Raw genomic sequence first — 17,358 nt, 5'->3', positions numbered from 1 at the left:
ATAGTCCTACGATCAGCGGCGGTTGCAGATCCCGAAACCAAGTATTACGTTGGTGTGGCGAGTAATACTCAAGGAGCATGAAATGACGACAACCATGACGAGTAAGGGGCAAGTGACGATTCCCAAGCCAATCCGTGATGCCTTGCATCTCACGCCGGGCTCGGCGATTGAGTTCAGTGTCAATGAGCAGGGAGAGGTGGTACTGCACAGTGCGAAGCCCGATACAGGTAAAGCAAAAATTCCGGATCGATTTGATGCTGTTCGTGGCAAAGCCGATATCAAATGGCGAACCGATGATTTGATGGCGTTGCTTCGGGGTGATGATTAATGGTGTTGGTTGATACCAATGTGTTGATTGACGTTTTGGAGGACGACCCAGCTTGGGCTGACTGGTCTATCCAGCAACTTCGCGCTCAGTCGCTAATTCATGAGTTGGTCATTAACCCGATCGTCTATGCAGAGTTATCCCAGACTTTTTCAACGTTTGAAGCTCTGGATGGGGTGGTTAATCAGCTCGGCTTGGTCATGCAGGAAATTCCGCGACCTGCGCTCTTTTTGGCTGGTAAAGCGTTCGTTCGTTATCGAAAGGTAGGCGGAGGAAAACACAACGTGTTGGCGGACTTTTTCATTGGTGCTCATGCAGCTGTAAAAAAACTACCTTTGTTGACACGAGACTCTAAGCGCTACCGCAATTACTTCCCCTCCGTCGAGTTGATTACACCTTCCTGATTTGTAGTTACGTTTTTAAGTAGCCTGGATTCGTAAATCGCCCCGGAAGTATCTGAATCTCCGGGGCGATTGTGTTTAGCGACCCACCTTCCACGCATCCCCAGCCGGCGCCTTCCCATGGTCATACGGCTTGCCAATCCACATGTAAACCAGCCCCAGCCCAATCACGATCGCCGTGCTCAGGACCATCGCGTAATTGATGTACCACGCGGCATCCGGCGTGCGGGGCCAGGCCATGTTGATGATTGCGCCGACGCCGTACACCAGCGCGCCGATGTTCACCGGCCAGCCCCAGGCACCGAGGGTGAATTTGCCGCTGGGTTTCCAGCCTTTGCTGCGGGCGTACAGGGCGGCGAGGACGATCATCTGGAACGCGAGGTAGATGCCGATGGCGGCGAAGCTGACGATGGTGGCCACGGCGTCTTGCAGGAAGAAGCCGAGGGCGATGATCAGGCCGGGCAGGACGCCGGACACGAACTGCGCAGCAACCGGTACCTGGGTCGTAGGAGAAATCTTTTTCAGCAGTCGGCTGCCGATGACCATTTCATCGCGAGCGTAGGAATACAGCAGACGACTCGCCGCCGCTTGCAGGCTGATGACGCAGGAGATGAAGGAAATCATCACCACGCCCATCACCACTTTCGAACCGACCGGGCCGAAGGCGTTGTTGAGGATGGTGGTGACCGGGTCCTTGTCGGTGCCGTTGATCACCGCTTGCATGTCCGGCACGGCGAGGATCAGCGCCAGGCAAGCGAACATCGCTGCGATGCCGCCGATGTAGATGGTCATGCGCATGGCCACCGGGATTTTTGCGCTCGGGTTCGGGGTTTCTTCGGCGACATCGCCGCAGGCTTCGAAGCCGTAGTAGAGGAACATCCCCGCTAGCGACGCGGTGAGGAAGGCCGGCAGGTAGGAGCCGTCGACGCTGATGTCGAAAGTGTTGAACAGCACGCTGATCGGTTGGTGACGCTCGAAAATCAGCAGGTACACGCCAACGATCACCGCGCCCACCAGTTCGCAGAGGAAACCGAACATGGCGATCCGCGCCAGCACTTTGGTGCCGCTGAGATTCACCACGGTGGCGAACAGCGTCAGCACCAGGGCGATGACGATGTTGGTGTTGTTGCTCGGTTCAAAACCCAGCATGGCGGCGAGGTACGGGCCGGCGCCGACAGCAACGGCGGCGATGGTCACGCACAGGGCGATGGAGTAAATCCAGCCGACCATCCATGCCCATTTCTTGCCCACCAGACGCCGCGCCCAAGGATAAACGCCACCGGAAATCGGGAACTGCGACACCACTTCGCCGAAGATCAGGCACACCAGCAATTGCCCGCAACCGACCAGCAAATAAGCCCAGAACATCGGTGGCCCGCCAGCGGCCAGGCACAGGCCGAACAGGGTATAAACCCCTACGACCGGTGACAGATACGTGAAGCCCAACGCGAAGTTTTCCCACAGGCTCATGCTGCGGTTGAAGTTGGAGGTGTAGCCCAGTTGGCGCAGTTGTTCGGCATCGCTGTCGGCAACGGTGGCTGAGAGATCGGGTGATGCACTCATGTGTGTTTGCTCCGTGAAATCGGCAGATTTCGGATGGCCGAAACCGTGGCGGGGCTTGGTGAGCGCCGCCCGGATCGGTAGTTATTGTTAGGTGTTGAATCCTGGTGGTGCGCAGAGCCGGTTTCTGCCTTGAATCCGGGTTGACGCCATCGCGAGCAAGCTCGCTCCCACATTTGAAATGCATTCCCCTGTGGGAGCGAGCTTGCTCGCGAAGCTTTTGACTTTTAGTGCTTGAACATCACATGCCGAACCGTGGTGTAGTCCTCCAGCCCGTACATGGACATGTCCTTGCCGTAGCCGGACAGTTTCTGACCGCCATGGGGCATTTCGCTGACAAGCATGAAGTGCGTATTCACCCAGGTGCAGCCGTACTGCAACCGAGCGGACAGTCGATGCGCACGTCCTACATCCGCCGTCCACACCGAGGACGCCAGGCCGTAGTCCGAATCGTTGGCCCATTCCAGCGCCTGAGCCTCATCGGTGAACTTGGTCACAGACACCACCGGTCCGAACACTTCGCGGCGGACGATTTCGTCGTCCTGCTGCGCGTCGGCCAGAACGGTCGGTTCGAAGAAGAAACCGTTGCCGTCCACCGCCTTGCCGCCGGTAATCAAACGAATGTGCGGTTGTGCCACGGCGCGTTCGACAAACCCGGCCACGCGGTCGCGATGCTGGGCGGTGATCAGCGGCCCGAGTTCGGTCGACGGATCATCCTGCAAGCCGTACTTGATGCTGCTGACCGCTGCGCCGAGCTTCTCGACGAACTTGTCGTAGATGCCTTGCTGGGCGTAGATCCGGCACGCGGCGGTGCAGTCCTGGCCGGCGTTGTAGAAACCGAAGGTACGAATGCCTTCGACCGCTGCGTCGATGTCGGCGTCGTCGAAGATGATCACAGGCGCCTTGCCGCCCAGTTCCATGTGCATGCGTTTGACGCTGTCGGCAGTGCTGGAAATGATGTTCGAACCGGTCGCGATGGAGCCGGTCAGCGACACCATGCGCACTTTCGGATGGGTCACCAGCGGACTGCCCACGCTCGGCCCACGACCGAACACCAGATTGAGCACACCGGCCGGGAAAATCTCCGACGCCAGTTCGGCCAGACGCAACGCGGTCAGCGGGGTTTGTTCCGACGGCTTGAGCACCACGGTATTACCGGCGGCGAGGGCCGGGGCGATTTTCCAGGCGACCATCATCAGCGGGTAGTTCCACGGCGCAATGGAGGCGATCACGCCCACCGGGTCGCGGCGGATCATCGAGGTGTGACCGGGCAGGTATTCGCCGCCGGCGGAGCCGCTCATGCAACGACTGGCGCCGGCGAAGAAACGGAACACATCGGCAATCGCTGGGATCTCGTCATTCAGCGCAGCGCTGTAGGGTTTTCCGCAGTTGTCCGATTCCAGTTTCGCCAGTTCTTCGCCATGGGCTTCGATGGCGTCGGCGAGTTTGAGCAGCAACAGCGAACGGTCTTTCGGCGTGGTCTGCGACCATTCGGCGAAGGCACTGTCGGCGGCACGCACGGCGGCATCGACCTGGGCCTCGGTGGCTTCGTTGATTTCCACCAGCACTTCACCGCGCGCCGGGTTGAGCACCGGTTGCGCCGGGCCTTCGCCGTTGACCAGTTGGCCGTTGATCAAGAGTTTGGTTTGCATGTTGTTGTCCTCACTAACACTTTTATTTTTCTGCCTGAACCGAATTGAAACTGTGGGAGCGAGCTTGCTCGCGAAAGCGTTGCTCCAGCCGGCATCAATGCTGGATGTGACGGCCTCATCGCGAGCAAGCTCGCTCCCACAGGGAGTTGTGGTTTGTGTTTTCTGTGTAGATGTTCATTTGCCGCCGCTGCCGGCCACGCTCTCGCCACCCCGGGTCAGGTAGTAGGCGCCGAGGATCGGCAGCATGGTCACCAGCATCACGAGCATCGCCACGACGTTGGTCACCGGCACGTCCCGTGGGCGGCTCAGTTGATTCAGCAGCCACAGCGGCAAGGTGCGTTCATGGCCGGCGGTGAAGGTGGTGACGATGATTTCGTCGAACGACAGCGCAAACGCGAGCATGCCGCCGGCGAGCAAAGCCGAGCCGAGGTTCGGCAGGATGATGTAGCGGAAGGTCTGCCAGCCGTCGGCGCCGAGGTCCATCGACGCCTCGATCAAGCTGTGTGAGGTGCGGCGCAGACGGGCGATGACGTTGTTGTAGACGATCACCACGCAGAAGGTCGCGTGGCCGACGATGATGGTGAACATCCCCGGCTCGATCCCCAGTGTCTTGAAGGTCGCCAGCAGCGCGATCCCGGTGATGATCCCCGGCAATGCAATCGGCAGGATCAGCATCAGCGAAATGCCCTGTTTGCCGAAGAAGTCCCGGCGATAAAGCGCAGCGGAAGCGAGGGTGCCGAGCACCATCGCGATCAGCGTGGCGATGGCTGCGATCTGCAACGACAGCTTGATCGCTTCCAGCACGTCCGGCCGGGAAAACGCCACGCTGAACCAGTGCAGCGTGAAGCCTTTCGGTGGAAAGCTGAACGCCGCGTCTTCGGTGTTGAAGGCGTAGAGGAAGATGATCAGGATCGGGAAGTGCAGAAACACCAACCCGCCCCAGGCTGCGATTTTTAAGCCAATTGAGGCCTTTTCAGAGTGCATCGAAAGCCCCCAGTCGTTTGACGATGGACAGGTAAATGGCGATGAGCACGATCGGCACCAGCGTGAACGCCGCAGCCATCGGCATGTTGCCGATCGCGCCTTGCTGCGCGTAAACCATGCTGCCGACGAAGTAGCCCGGCGGACCCACCAGTTGCGGCACGATGAAGTCGCCCAACGTCAGCGAGAACGTGAAGATCGAACCGGCCGCGATCCCCGGCACCGACAGCGGCAGAATCACCTGCATGAAGGTCTGGCGCGGCTTGGCGCCGAGGTCGGCGGAAGCTTGCAGCAACGACGGCGGTAGGCGCTCCAGCGAGGCCTGGATCGGCAGGATCATGAACGGCAGCCAGATGTAGACGAACACCATGAAGCGCCCCAGATGCGAGGTCGACAAGGTGCTGCCGCCGACCCCGGGAATCCCCAGAATGAACTGCAGAACCGGCTCCAGCCCCAGGTGCTGAACGAACCACTGCGCCACGCCGCCCTTGGCCAGCAGCAGCGTCCAGGCGTAGGCCTTGACGATGTAACTGGCCCACATCGGCATCATCACCGCGATGTAGAAAAACGCCTTGGTCTTCCCGGTGGTGTAGCGCGCCATGTAGTAGGCAATCGGAAACGCGACGATGGCGCTGGCGATCGACACCACGACAGCCATGCTCAAGGTGCGCAGGATGATGTCGAAATTCGACGGCTGAAACAGCGCGGCGAAGTTGGCCAGAGTCAGGTCGGGCGTGATCGCCATGGTGAAGTCGTCGAAGGTGTAGAAACCTTGCCACAACAGCACCAGCAGCGAGCCCAGATAGATCGCGCCGAACCACAGCAGCGGCGGCACCAGCAGCATCGACAGATACAGATTCGGCTTGCGATAAAGCAGGTTGGAAAACCTGCGCAACGGCGCCGATTGAGGGAGGGCGAGGGCGGTCATGTCACACCCCGCTCGCAACGGTGTCGTGCAGCGGAATCATCGCTTCCCGCGCCCAGCGTGCACTGACGCGCTGACCGGTCTGGTGCTGCGCGCTGCTGTCGATCCATTGATTGTTGGCCTGGCTGATGCTCAGGGTCTGGCCGTTTTCCAGCTTCAGTTCGTAGCGCGTGGCGCTGCCCTGATACTGGATGTCGTGGAGCAGGCCGCTGACTTCGATTTCATGGCTGGCCAATGGGCCTTCGGCGAAACGCACGTGTTCCGGGCGGATCGAAAACGGCTGCGGATGGCCGCTGAGCTGGCGCGCCAGATCGCCGCGAATCACATTCGAAGTGCCGACGAATTCGGCGACGAACGTCGTGCTGGGTTTCATGTACAGATTGCGCGGGGTGTCGACCTGTTCGATGCGGCCCTTGTTGAATACGGCCACGCGGTCGGACATCGACAGCGCTTCGGTCTGGTCGTGGGTGACGAAGATGAAGGTGATGCCGAGCTGGCGTTGCAGCTTCTTCAGTTCACTCTGCATCTGTTCGCGCAGCTTCAGATCGAGGGCGCCCAACGGCTCGTCGAGCAACAGCACTCGCGGGCGATTGACCAAGGCGCGGGCGAGGGCGACACGCTGGCGCTGACCGCCGGATAACTGCACCGGTTTACGCGCGCCGTAGCCGCCGAGGGCGACCATGTCCAACGCTTCTTCGGCGCGTTTGTGGCGCTCGTTCTTGTTCACGCCTTTGACTTTCAAACCGTAGGCGACGTTGTCCAGCACGTTCATGTGCGGGAACAGCGCGTAATCCTGAAACACCGTGTTTACGTCGCGTTGGTAGGGCGGCAGACCGGCGGCTTCGGCGCCGTGAATGCGGATCGAGCCCGCGCTCGGTTGCTCGAACCCGGCGATCAGGCGCAGGCACGTGGTCTTGCCCGAACCGGAAGGGCCGAGCATGGAAAAGAACTCGCCGTCCTGAATGTCGATGGAAACCCGGTCAACGGCCTTCACCTCGCCGAACTGCCGGGAAACGTTGGTGAACTGGACTGCAAGCGTCATGGTGCGGTGCTCCGAAAAGGCGAGGGCCGTCGCAGCGGCCCTGCCTGGACTTCTGAAAAACGAACAACGGTTATCTGTTGCCAGGTGAGATCGCGGTATTGGCGGTGATCTCATGTGGGAGCGAGCTTGCTCGCGAAGACGGTGGGTCAGTCACCTGCAATGTTGGATGTGATACCCACTTCGCGAGCAAGCTCGCTCCCACAGAAAAGATCGATTACCTACCGCCCATAATCGCAATGTAGTCCTGCGTCCACCGGCTATAAGGCACAAACTTCCCACCCTCAGCCTGCGGGGTTTTCCAGAACGCGATCTTGTCGAACTGATCGAACCCGTTGGTCTTGCAGCCTTCAGCGCCGAGCAAATCACTGCCCTGGCAAGCCGCCGGAACTGCCGGCAACGAGCCGAACCACGCCGCCACATCACCCTGGACTTTCGGTTGCAGCGACCAGTCCATCCATTTGTACGCGCAGTTCGGGTGCTTGGCCTCGGCGTGCAGCATGGTGGTATCGGCCCAACCGGTGGCGCCTTCTTTCGGCACGGTCGAAGCGATCGGCTGTTTGTCATTGATGAGGCCGTTGACCTGATACGGCCAGGCGCTGGACGCGACCACCCCTTCGTTCTTGAAGTCGCTCATCTGCACCGTGGTGTCGTGCCAGTAGCGGTGGATCAGCTTCTGCTGGGCGCGCAACAGTTCCAGCACGGCTTTGTACTGATCTTCGGTGAGCTGGTACGGATCCTTGATCCCCAGTTCAGGCTTGGTGGATTTCAGGTACAGCGCCGCATCGGCGATGTAGATCGGGCCGTCGTAGGCTTGCACGCGACCTTTGTTCGGCTTGCCGTCAGGCAGGTTCTGCGCGTCGAACACCACGTTCCAGCTGGTCGGTGCGGTCTTGAACACGTTAGTGTTGTACATCAGCACGTTCGGGCCCCACTGGTACGGGGTGCCGTAAGTCTGGTTGTTGACCACGTACCACGGCGCGTCTTTCAGACGCGGGTCGAGGGATTTCCAGTTCGGGATCAACGCGGTGTTGATCGGTTGCACACGCTTGCCGACGATCAGCCGCAGCGAGGCATCGCCCGACGCGGTCACCAGGTCGTAACCGCCCTTGGCCATCAGGCTGACCATTTCGTCAGACGTGGCGGCGGTTTTCACATTGACCTTGCAGCCGGTTTCCTTCTCGAAACCGGTCACCCAGTCGTAGGCCTTGTCGCTTTCACCGCGTTCGATGTAGCCGGGCCAGGCGACGATATCCAGCTGGCCTTCGCCGGCGCCGACGGCTTTCAGCGGCTCGGCGGCCTGCAGGCTGGCGCTGGCCAGCAGGGCCATGGTGATTGCACTGAGCAGTGCGGTCTTGTGCACGAACATGGTGAACCCTCTTCTTTAAATTATGGTCGGGGCAGTTGTGAACGCGGTGAAGCATGGCCGTGGTCGGCTTGTTATTAGCGTAGTCAGAGATGCTGGCCGTGGCGGGCCATGATGTGCCGCACCACGCTGTAGTCCTGTAGCGAATCGCTGGATAAGTCTTTGCCGTAACCGGAGCGTTTCAGGCCTCCGTGGGGCATTTCGCTGACCAGCATGAAATGGCTGTTGATCCAGGTGCAGCCGTATTGCAGGCGCGCGGCGACCTGCATCGCCTTGTCCAGATTCTGGGTCCAGACCGACGAAGCGAGGCCGTATTCCGAGTCGTTGGCCCAGTCCACCGCTTGCGCCAGTTCGTCGAAGCGGGTCACGGTCACCACCGGGCCGAACACTTCGCGCTGGACGATTTCATCGCTCTGTTTGCAACCGGCCAGCAGCGTCGGCTGATAGAAGAACCCGGCGCCGGAATGTACGGCCGCTCCGGTCACCCGCTCGATGTGCGGCTGGCCGAGGGCGCGCTCGACGAAACTGGCCACGCGGTCGCGCTGGCGGGTGCTGATCAGCGGCCCAATCTCGTTGTCGGCGTCGCGTTTGCCGGCGAAGCGCAAACTGCTGACCGCTGCGCCGAGTTCGGCGACCAATTTGTCGTGAATCCCGGCCTGGGCGTAGATCCGGCAAGCCGCCGTGCAATCCTGCCCGGCGTTGTAATAACCATAAGTGCGCACGCCTTCGACAACGGCTTTGAGATCCGCATCGTTGCACACGATCACCGGGGCCTTGCCGCCGAGTTCGAGGTGCGTGCGTTTGAGGGTTTTGGCGGCGGCCTGCAATATTTTCTGGCCAGTGACGATATCGCCGGTCAGCGACACCATGCGCACTTTCGGATGGCCGACCAGGTGACTGCCAACGCCTTCACCGCCACCGCACACGATGTTGATCACCCCGCGCGGCAGAATCTCGGCCAGCGCTGGTGCCAGCGCCAGAATCGACAGCGGCGTGTGCTCGGACGGCTTGAACACCAGCGTATTGCCGGCGGCGAGGGCCGGGGCGATCTTCCACGCGGCCATCATGATCGGGTAGTTCCACGGTGCAATCGAGGCGACCACGCCAATCGGATCGCGGCGCACCATGCTGGTGTAGCCCGGCACGTATTCGCCGCTGAGCTGACCGGTCTGGCAACGCACGGCGCCAGCGAAAAAACGAAACACATCGACGGTGGCGGTCAAGTCGTCCTGACGCGCCAGGTGCAAAGGCTTGCCGCAGTTCAGGGCTTCGAGGCGGGCGAGGTGATCGGCGTGCTTTTCGACGGCGTTGGCGATTTCCAGCAGCAGATTCGAGCGTTGTTGCGGGGTGGTGCGCGACCACTCGGCAAAGGCGCGGTGGGCGGCGAGGATGGCGGCTTCGACTTGCTCGGTGCTGGCTTCGGCGATCTGGGTCAGGACTTCGCCGGTGGCCGGGTTGAGGATCGGTTCGACAAAACCCTGGCCGGCGACCAGTTCGCCGTCGATCAGCAACGCGGTGTGCATGTGGGTCTGCGCGCCAGCCATTTTCCGGGATCTCTTTTCTTGTATGGCCATGTTGCTCCCTGTTCCGGGAGCCGACCGTCTTTTAGATGCAGCAAGACTAGTGCGCGGCTCCGGGGTCGACAAATTCTAAATACTGAAGGTGGCATTCGATTAAATAGATGGCTTGCGTCCGCCGTGAGGCTGTTCGCGGGCCACGGTCAGGAAAGGATCGACCAGCGCGGGGCGCGCGGTGCCGCGACGCCAAGCCAGACCGACGTCGAGGGTCTGGTTGAGGTCGGCAATTGGCCGGGCTTCGATGATGTCGCCTTCCAGCGACCATGGACGGTAGGTCATGTCGGGCTGGATCGACACGCCCAATCCCGCCGCCACCAGACTTCGCACTGCTTCGGTGGACGCGGTTCTGAGGGTGATCTTCGGTTGCAGCCCGGCGCCGCGCCATAGACGTTGGGCGTTGCGATCCATCTCGTCGACGTTCAGCTGAATCAACGGCTCCCGGGCGACATCGGCGAGGTTGATGCTGTCGTGTTCCAGCAGCGGATGCTGGGCCGGCAGCCACAGACGGTGCGGCGAGTGGGTCAGCACTTCGGTCTGCAGGGCGTGGCGGTCTTCGAGGTTGGAGAGGATCAGCACCCCGACATCGATCTCGCCGCTGACCAGCAAATGCTCGATGTACGGCCGCTCGTCCTCCATCACCCGGATCTCGACATTGGGATAGGCGCGTTGGAAACGGGTCAGTAAATCCGCCAGGTAATAACCGGCCACCAGGCTGGTCACCCCGACGATCAACTGTCCGGCGACCTGATCGGTGCTCTGTTGCAGGCTGCGTTTGGCGTTGTCCACGGTCGCCAGAATCAGGTGCGCCTGGCGTAGGAATTGATGTCCCTGATGAGTAAGGGTCATGCCCTTGGCGTGGCGATTGAACAGGCTGACGCCGATTTCTTCCTCCAGTTGCTGGATGGCCAGGGTCAGGGTCGATTGGGAAATGAACGCGGTTTGCGCGGCGGCGGAGATCGAGCCGGTCTCGGCCACTGCGATGAAATGGCGGATCTGACGCAAGGTCATCATGGAAGGTTTACCCGGTGGGCGGTTTTTATAGATTGCCTCGAGTGTATATCTATTTTCGCGAATGGCTGCTCCGGGCTAAGCAACATCTGGAAGCACACTCGCACCCAAGTCACGGGCACTTTCGAACTAGGCTGAGGGCCTTATTGATCCGGATAACCCTGTTTGGAGACGGAACATGAACACCCGTGGATTGCTCGATCAACTCCTCAAGTCCGGCCAGGATCTGCTGCAGAACAAGGCCGGCGGGGCGCAGAACAAACCGGCTGCCGGTGGTTTGGGCGGCTTGCTGGGCGGATCTTCCAGTAATGGCGCACTCGGCGGTTTACTGTCAGGCGCAGGCGGTGGTGCCCTGGCAGCCGGCGCCATGGGCCTGTTGCTGGGCAGCAAAAAGGCCCGCAAGGTTGGCGGTAAAGTCGCCATCTACGGTGGCCTCGCCGCACTGGGCGTGATCGCCTACAAAGCCTACGGCAACTGGAACGCCCAAAAAGGCACCGCCCCGCAAAGCGAACCGCAAACCCTCGATCGCCTGCCGCCGGCGCAAGTCGAACAACACAGCCAGGCGATCCTCAAGGCCCTGGTCGCCGCCGCCAAGGCCGACGGCCACATCGACGACCGCGAACGCCAGCTGATCGAAGGCGAATTCACCAAACTCGACAACGATCAGGAGCTCAAACACTGGCTCCATGCCGAACTCAACAAACCCCTCGACCCCACCGACGTCGCCCGCGCGGCAAGCACGCCGGAGATGGCGGCCGAGATGTACGTGGCGAGCGTGATGATGGTGGATGAGGAGAACTTCATGGAGAAGAGCTATCTGGACGAACTGGCGCGGCAGTTGAAGCTGGAGCCGGGGTTGAAGGTTGAGTTGGAGAGGCAGGTGAGGGTGGCTGTTGCGTAACCGAAAGACTTGATGAATCCCCGGCGAGGGGCTAGCACCGCTCGCCGGGTTTTCTTCAGTGCAAACCTGCGGCTTTGCAAGCCTCGACAAAGGTCGCGCCTTTCTTGTCCATAGCGCTTTTGACCAACTGATTGGCTTTCACCAGTGCCGCACTGGGTTTGGCCCACTGCTCCGGCGGCAGTTGCTGCGACCAGGCTTGAACCAGTTCTGGCAGAACGGGACGGCCCTTGCGGTGAGCCGATTCGGCGAGGATGTAGAAGAAAAAGGTGGCAGATCTATTTGCTAGAAAATGGATCTGCCATCTTTCTGTTATTTATATATTTAGATAAGCAGTCAGTGTAATCATGAAGTTTTCAATAATCACCATTGCCAGCCTTTTTCTGTATATATGGCGCTGTTTGGTAGTACTGCTTTTAAAATGTTCAAGTAACGATCGAATGTAGCCGTTTCTTGGAAGCGTGCTTCGAATCCCACTGATTGGTTGGTTCTATGGGTGACTATCATGAGTCTAGACCGATCTACAGTTACAAAATTGTATTCCGCCCAAGGGGAGCTGCGCGAGTTGGTTATTTTGTTTTTCCAGCCGAGAAGGAATTTTGCTGCTCCTAGCGCCATAGCTGCCGGGCCGATCATAAAGGCTAAGGATCCTGTATAAATCGCAACGCCTGAGAAAAATAATATTATAAAAATAGCGAGGCTTTTGAAGATGGTTCCGGAAGACTCTGGATAATACCGAAAATATTCGACTTTTCCATAGTTCTCTGTAATGGAGTAATTGAATACTGTTTTTTGGCGTAATATAAGTATGAAGTAGATGGTTAGTGCGTACGAAAATACATACGCCGACAAAAGTCCAAGCATATATTGTGGCAGGTTGTTCCAAGTGATGGCTGTTACAAAAATATTCATTAGCGTCGCGCCAGCAAAGAGCCAGAGCTGTGCTTTCATGATTTCTTTAGGTGGAGATTTTATTGTTTTTGCCGACCATTCCATAAGGACGCGTTCATGTGCATTTGATTTTTCTTCAACGGCTCGGCATGGAGTCTGGTTGAATGAGTTGTCACTGGGTTTTGTCATGTTCGTATTATTCCGCTACGGCCAGGATCATCGCGCCTTTACGACTAACAGATTTTACTTGAAGCTCTGTAATGCTCAGCCCGTCGACGGAGGTGCTTCCTACTTTGTCAAGCTCTAATTGGTAGAGGTAACCTTGATCTTCAACGCCAGCTGCTAAAACGTTTGTAGGATACCAAATTTGCAATTCAATAAAGTCAGCACTTTTGTCAACCGGGATCCATGTCCGCCAGACAATGTCTTGGCCGGAGGCAGGCATTGGCGGAAAGCGCGCAGCGCGTACATCCGCAGTGTATGGTGAGTTTGTGTCTGTGCCAAATGCACTGGTGCTCGTAAATTGCCCTTTGTCCAGAAACGGATCTTGTACAGGATCATCCATTTTTCTAACAGGTAGCAGGGGTAGAATACGTTTGCTATCGATCACATTAAATTGGATGAGTTGACCGCGTACTGCACTTGGCAATCGAAGATGTACCCAAGCTCCATTCAGTATTTCTTCGTTTTGATATCCAAATCTTCCTCTGAATACGCGCCTGGTATCGAAGGTGCTCTTAACGTAGATCTGTGGGCTTAGTTGAATTTCCAGCAGAGCACGCTTTTCCTCCGCTTGGCCTTCAAGAGTAGACTGGTACTGCAACTCTTTTGAGCGTGACCAACAACATTTTCGCAACCACCAGCCCACACCGTCCGATTTGAAATAATTAAGTGCCAGCGTCGCTGCCAAATAGACAGCGCCAAGTACCAGCATCGCAACTGCAAACCAAGGATTCATGACTAATACAACCATGTCACCTGCAAGTGTTACTCCTGTAAGTAACTGTGCAATCCCTGCGATTCCCATTCCAAATACGGCGAGGCCTTTCACCCACATTGCGGCCTTTTCCTCGGAACTTCTCGCGTTTCCATAATCGTCTTGGATGTCCCATATCTCGAGAATTGTGGAAATGACTGCAAATGCCCCCATTGCGACCATTCTTCGGCTAAAAGCACGGACAGTCGCTGCCCACGCTGCCTTGCCTTCTGCCGTCCAGAACGCTGCTGATCTGCTTAATATTCCGACTTCCACTTCGTCAATTAAAACCGGGGCCGCATTTTTTATCGTTTTCCAAGGAGTTTCGACAAAAACCGCCATCAATAAGTTGAAGCTGTATCCCAACCCGTAGCTTATTTTGGCGACGTCTTTTTTACTGAACTGGCCGTCTTTTGTAAGGTCGCGGTAAGTGAGGGCGGTGTTTATAAAGTTCAGCAGCACTACGCCCCAAACTATTGCTCCTGCATTCAATCCCCACTTTTCGCTCCAGGCTTTGGCTTTTGCTTGCCAGTTTTTCACGACGTCTGCACGGGAGGAGGCAAAATTCTTGATTTCTTCTCTTAGTAGTTCCGCGTACTTGTTGTTTTGGTAGTCGAGTATTCCTGGCATGTTCAATTCATGCATTTGCAGCTTTGCTTCCTGCTGCTGCAGTACGCGAGCGAGATTCTTTCGTTTTCCAGGTCGGTCCGGATAGATCCACTGTTTACGTGTATCAGCAATTTTTTTGTTCAACAAGAGCCATTCGTTTTTCCAGGTCCTGAGCTTTTCAGAAACTTTTACATCAATCGCTGGGCGATCTGGTGAGTTAATTAAAACTTGTCCGATCATTAGGTTTCTAATGAGAGCGCTGATGTTCTGGTTTTTTCCCAAGGCCATTCGGCTATCTGATGGGATCAGTGCTATCAGAATGGACTCTGCAGTTGCTTTACCTTCTTTGCTCGCTAGTTCACGCAAAGCTTTGAACGTGTCTTGAACAGGCTTTTTTAATGCCTGCATCCAGGGCTTTTCAGCGAACCCCTCCTGGTTCAGTACACTGTTAAATTCACCAACTCTCGTTGCAAGTGTGGTCATGTCCCCCATGCCATTAAGCAAAAGATTGGCTTGTGTATCCAAAGCGTCTTTCAGAGCAGGTGAAAAACCATACCGAACAGTGCCGAAGAGACTTTCTGCATTAGCGTCTTCTTTTGAAAGCCAAATACTCGAGTTTGCGTCTTGGCAGTATATTGAGAGGAGACTCGCCACTGTCTCCTGGAGGTATAAAAGCTGTTTCTTGTTCGTAGTGTCGATGAACAATCGTAGAGGGTCGTTGCCTACGTATTTGGCCAGGGCTTGAAAGTCATTCTGGGTGTTATGAATGTTTTTAAGCAGAGCTTCACCATCGCCTTGATAGGTCTGGATATAAGCGTGGGCTCCATCAAGATCAATTTCGCGTCGCCATTTACTTCGATCAGACCAAGCCTGATAGTCAGATTCCGTTGGAGACTGACCATATTTTGATTTGATTGCATCCGCCATTTCAAAGGACTTGAAGCTTCCCGGCAATGTGATAGCCGTGTTTGTGCCACCCATGGCGCTAAGAACGGATTGAGTATTTTCATGCTCTCTTTGAGCATAATAAGCATCCAAATCCCGTTGGAATTCCCGTGTTTTCGACGCGTCCCCACGGATAGATGCTGGCAGTTTGTCCGGGGCCACGCTTGCACCGCACAACGCCTCCACTGTTTGAGCAATCTGTATTTTATGTTCGTGTTTTTGCTTCCAGCCCTCATAAGCGGCTTGATCGGCAGCTAATTGCATCCCGATGTCATTCAAAATGGCTATTGGATCATCTAGAACAATGGCTAGAGCACTTTCTTTGTCAGGTACACTACCTGTCCAATAAGTATCAGCTGCCAATGTGCTGAAAATCGCTTTGCCGTTCGATTTACCTTCGGTCGCATAGGGTGGAATGGCTGAGTCAGCGAGTCGTTTATCGGAAATTACTGCTCCCTTATCAACATCGGCAACTGCGTCAGCAAGCGACACCAGAGGTAAGGTTTCAGCCGCTGACATGCTGATGCAATAGCTCGGCAGGTCGAGGGTTTTCATCCACTGTTTACGGCTGCCAGGATTTGATCTCATATGCTCGCATACACGCCAAGTCCACTGAACCGGAGAGTACGCAATATGCAGCTTGTTCTTACGCGGATATATCAGATGGCTTTTGCTTTCTCCGGAGGCTTTACGCTCGTCTTTACCGGTGTCAGCGTCACTCAGTTGTACTCGGGTTAATACACCGTGAGTGGCGGAAAATTCGTATTCGTGAAAGGTTTTTGCGGTTTCGTCGTAAACGTAGACATAACCGTCGTATAGCTGGCGCAAAGTGTAGTTACGTGTTTTCAGTGCAGGTAGTACAGCCCACTTGCCAGACTTCATTAATGGCTTAAGCTTTGCTGGGTTCTCATCGTACCGGGAGCGATCCAACGCATAACGCATCGGAACGATTGCTACATCTGGTCCGTTAAGAGGGCAGCCGCCGGTGGCTTTGGCCGGAGTCGTCGGGAAGGACGCATTGCGCTGTTGTTGGAGTGTTCCGTTTTTGTCAGCCATTTGCAGTGTCCTTTGCTTCCAGCCTTTGGTGGCGATAATCATCCAGTGCTTCGATGCGCAATTCGGGTGCGAGGCGCCCATTTTCGGGGTTCTGGGTCAACCATTCCTGGTAGGGGCTATCAAGGCGTTCGGCGAAGTCTCGTCCCCAATCAACGCAGGTTTCTGCCCATGTTACCAATCCTCGCTCACTGACCAGTCCCCAGGCAGTGCCACTTTCTAAAACATGTTCAAGCCACCATTCCGTTTGATTGCTGTTCAACAGGGAAAAGGTTGCGCGATTCCGGGTCTCCAACCACGCATATAGGCGCTCTTTGAACTGCCACCTATATGCAAGTTCAAGTGCTGTGAGTTGTTGCTCTCCAAGCAGGGCAAATTTTTTGTCACGAGTCTCTTTTGACATTGGGCATGCGAACGATTCAATTTGTGAAGCGCCCTCCCGCTGCCAAGTATGGATCGGCGTCTTTACCCATATCGTTTTGATCGGCCCCAATACGTGACTGAGATGTTCGGACCCGTAGCTGGAGAGCCAGTGGTAAGTGACTATAGGGTCTGCAAAACGTAGCAGGCCGCTGTTGCCGTTCACGTCTGGTGGGCAGATAAAGTGTCGAAGATGATCTGCGACGTCACTGAGTGAGGCTGGACTGTACAATGGGCAAGAGTCCAAATGAGACAGATGGTTTTGCTGCCAGTCTTGGAGAATTGTTGAGCCACCTTGTGGCTTTACCAAAATGGGCCCTAAATCGTTCAGTTCAGTCCAGCGAGTTCCCACGTACAACGGTTCGATTTCCAACGGCTCTCCACGCTGATACAAACTAGCGATTGCGTTGGGGCGCAGGACCCCATCAATCAGCAAAAAATTTGCGTTAGAAAGATTGCTCATGTGGCGGAACCCTTCGCAAATTCGGCGGCGGCCTTTTCACAAATCTCACAACGAGGCGTACCTCGCATCAACGCCTGCCTCTGCGCCGGCACCAACAAACTCCCGGCTTTATCCATATCCGCCTGCTTCAACGGCCCCGGCATCAACGGTGCAGCACCGGTCCCGCTCCCCGGTCCACCGCCGGAGTTGATATTGATCGCCGGCCCGCTCATGGTCACGCCGCCGCCATCGATCTTGATGAAGCTGCCACCGCCGACCAGTGTCAGTTC

14 protein-coding genes and 1 pseudogene are annotated in these 17,358 nt (G+C 56.8%); 3 read left to right on the top strand and 12 right to left on the bottom strand.

Annotation, left to right across the window (positions count from 1 at the left end; translation table 11 throughout):
- Positions 1 to 82: 82 nt before the first annotated feature.
- Together N8H71_RS24825 and N8H71_RS24820 are read left to right on the top strand one after the other, a co-directional pair.
- Positions 83 to 328: an AbrB/MazE/SpoVT family DNA-binding domain-containing protein gene (locus N8H71_RS24825; RefSeq protein ID WP_248744472.1), complete on the top strand. Its 246-nt coding sequence runs from the start codon at positions 83 to 85 to the stop codon at positions 326 to 328.
- Positions 328 to 729 carry a type II toxin-antitoxin system VapC family toxin gene (locus N8H71_RS24820; protein ID WP_179692533.1) on the top strand — a complete coding sequence of 134 codons (402 nt, stop codon included), beginning with the start codon at positions 328 to 330 and terminating at the stop codon, positions 727 to 729. Before N8H71_RS24825 ends, N8H71_RS24820 begins: the two co-directional genes overlap by 1 nt.
- A gap of 75 nt (positions 730 to 804) precedes the next feature.
- On the opposite strand, the gene N8H71_RS24815 is transcribed toward N8H71_RS24820, so the two are convergent.
- From N8H71_RS24815 to N8H71_RS24780, 8 genes are all read right to left on the bottom strand, one after another.
- A complete protein-coding gene (locus tag N8H71_RS24815) occupies positions 805 to 2,289 on the bottom strand; it encodes an APC family permease (RefSeq protein ID WP_262196028.1) in 1,485 nt (494 codons plus the stop codon).
- 224 nt (positions 2,290 to 2,513) lie between these two features.
- Positions 2,514 to 3,938, bottom strand: coding sequence for a gamma-aminobutyraldehyde dehydrogenase (locus N8H71_RS24810; protein WP_262196027.1), 1,425 nt, complete (start codon positions 3,936 to 3,938; stop codon positions 2,514 to 2,516).
- A gap of 174 nt (positions 3,939 to 4,112) precedes the next feature.
- Entirely contained in the window at positions 4,113 to 4,922 is an 810-nt protein-coding gene (locus tag N8H71_RS24805) for an ABC transporter permease (RefSeq protein ID WP_085647770.1), read from the bottom strand.
- Entirely contained in the window at positions 4,912 to 5,847 is a 936-nt protein-coding gene (locus tag N8H71_RS24800; protein WP_262196026.1) for an ABC transporter permease, read from the bottom strand. Before N8H71_RS24800 ends, N8H71_RS24805 begins: the two co-directional genes overlap by 11 nt.
- 1 nt (position 5,848) lies before the next feature.
- Positions 5,849 to 6,886, bottom strand: coding sequence for an ABC transporter ATP-binding protein (locus N8H71_RS24795; RefSeq protein ID WP_262196025.1), 1,038 nt, complete (start codon positions 6,884 to 6,886; stop codon positions 5,849 to 5,851).
- 214 nt (positions 6,887 to 7,100) lie between these two features.
- The gene (gene ydcS / locus N8H71_RS24790; RefSeq protein ID WP_262196024.1) at positions 7,101 to 8,252 is read right to left on the bottom strand and encodes a putative ABC transporter substrate-binding protein YdcS; all 1,152 of its coding nucleotides are present in this window, start codon (positions 8,250 to 8,252) and stop codon (positions 7,101 to 7,103) included.
- Between the two features lie 83 nt (positions 8,253 to 8,335).
- Positions 8,336 to 9,823, bottom strand: a complete 1,488-nt coding sequence (locus tag N8H71_RS24785) for a gamma-aminobutyraldehyde dehydrogenase (RefSeq protein ID WP_064593679.1) — start codon at positions 9,821 to 9,823, stop codon at positions 8,336 to 8,338.
- Between the two features lie 99 nt (positions 9,824 to 9,922).
- Entirely contained in the window at positions 9,923 to 10,837 is a 915-nt protein-coding gene (locus tag N8H71_RS24780; RefSeq protein WP_007954670.1) for a LysR family transcriptional regulator, read from the bottom strand.
- A gap of 175 nt (positions 10,838 to 11,012) precedes the next feature.
- Between N8H71_RS24780 and N8H71_RS24775 the strand changes: the two genes are divergently transcribed.
- On the top strand, positions 11,013 to 11,735 hold the full coding sequence (locus N8H71_RS24775) for a tellurite resistance TerB family protein (protein ID WP_262196023.1): 723 nt from the start codon (positions 11,013 to 11,015) through the stop codon (positions 11,733 to 11,735).
- A 360-nt stretch (positions 11,736 to 12,095) separates the two neighbouring features.
- On the opposite strand, the gene N8H71_RS24770 is transcribed toward N8H71_RS24775, so the two are convergent.
- From N8H71_RS24770 to N8H71_RS24755, 4 genes and pseudogenes are all read right to left on the bottom strand, one after another.
- Complete coding sequence (locus tag N8H71_RS24770; protein ID WP_262196022.1) at positions 12,096 to 12,812, bottom strand: permease; 717 nt, start codon at positions 12,810 to 12,812, stop codon at positions 12,096 to 12,098.
- 7 nt (positions 12,813 to 12,819) lie between these two features.
- Positions 12,820 to 16,209, bottom strand: a complete 3,390-nt coding sequence (locus tag N8H71_RS24765; protein ID WP_262196060.1) for a T6SS effector BTH_I2691 family protein — start codon at positions 16,207 to 16,209, stop codon at positions 12,820 to 12,822.
- Positions 16,202 to 17,089, bottom strand: a complete 888-nt coding sequence (locus N8H71_RS24760) for a DUF4123 domain-containing protein (RefSeq protein ID WP_262196021.1) — start codon at positions 17,087 to 17,089, stop codon at positions 16,202 to 16,204. Before N8H71_RS24760 ends, N8H71_RS24765 begins: the two co-directional genes overlap by 8 nt.
- Positions 17,086 to 17,358, bottom strand: a pseudogene (locus N8H71_RS24755) (type VI secretion system tip protein VgrG); the annotation flags it as partial. The pseudogene N8H71_RS24755 and the gene N8H71_RS24760, both read right to left, overlap by 4 nt.

The sequence above is a fragment of the Pseudomonas koreensis genome, assembly GCF_025447595.1.
GTDB lineage: Bacteria > Pseudomonadota > Gammaproteobacteria > Pseudomonadales > Pseudomonadaceae > Aquipseudomonas > Aquipseudomonas koreensis_H.
Note: the sequence above shows the minus strand (reverse complement) of the source record. Positions and strands in the feature narration are given on the sequence as shown.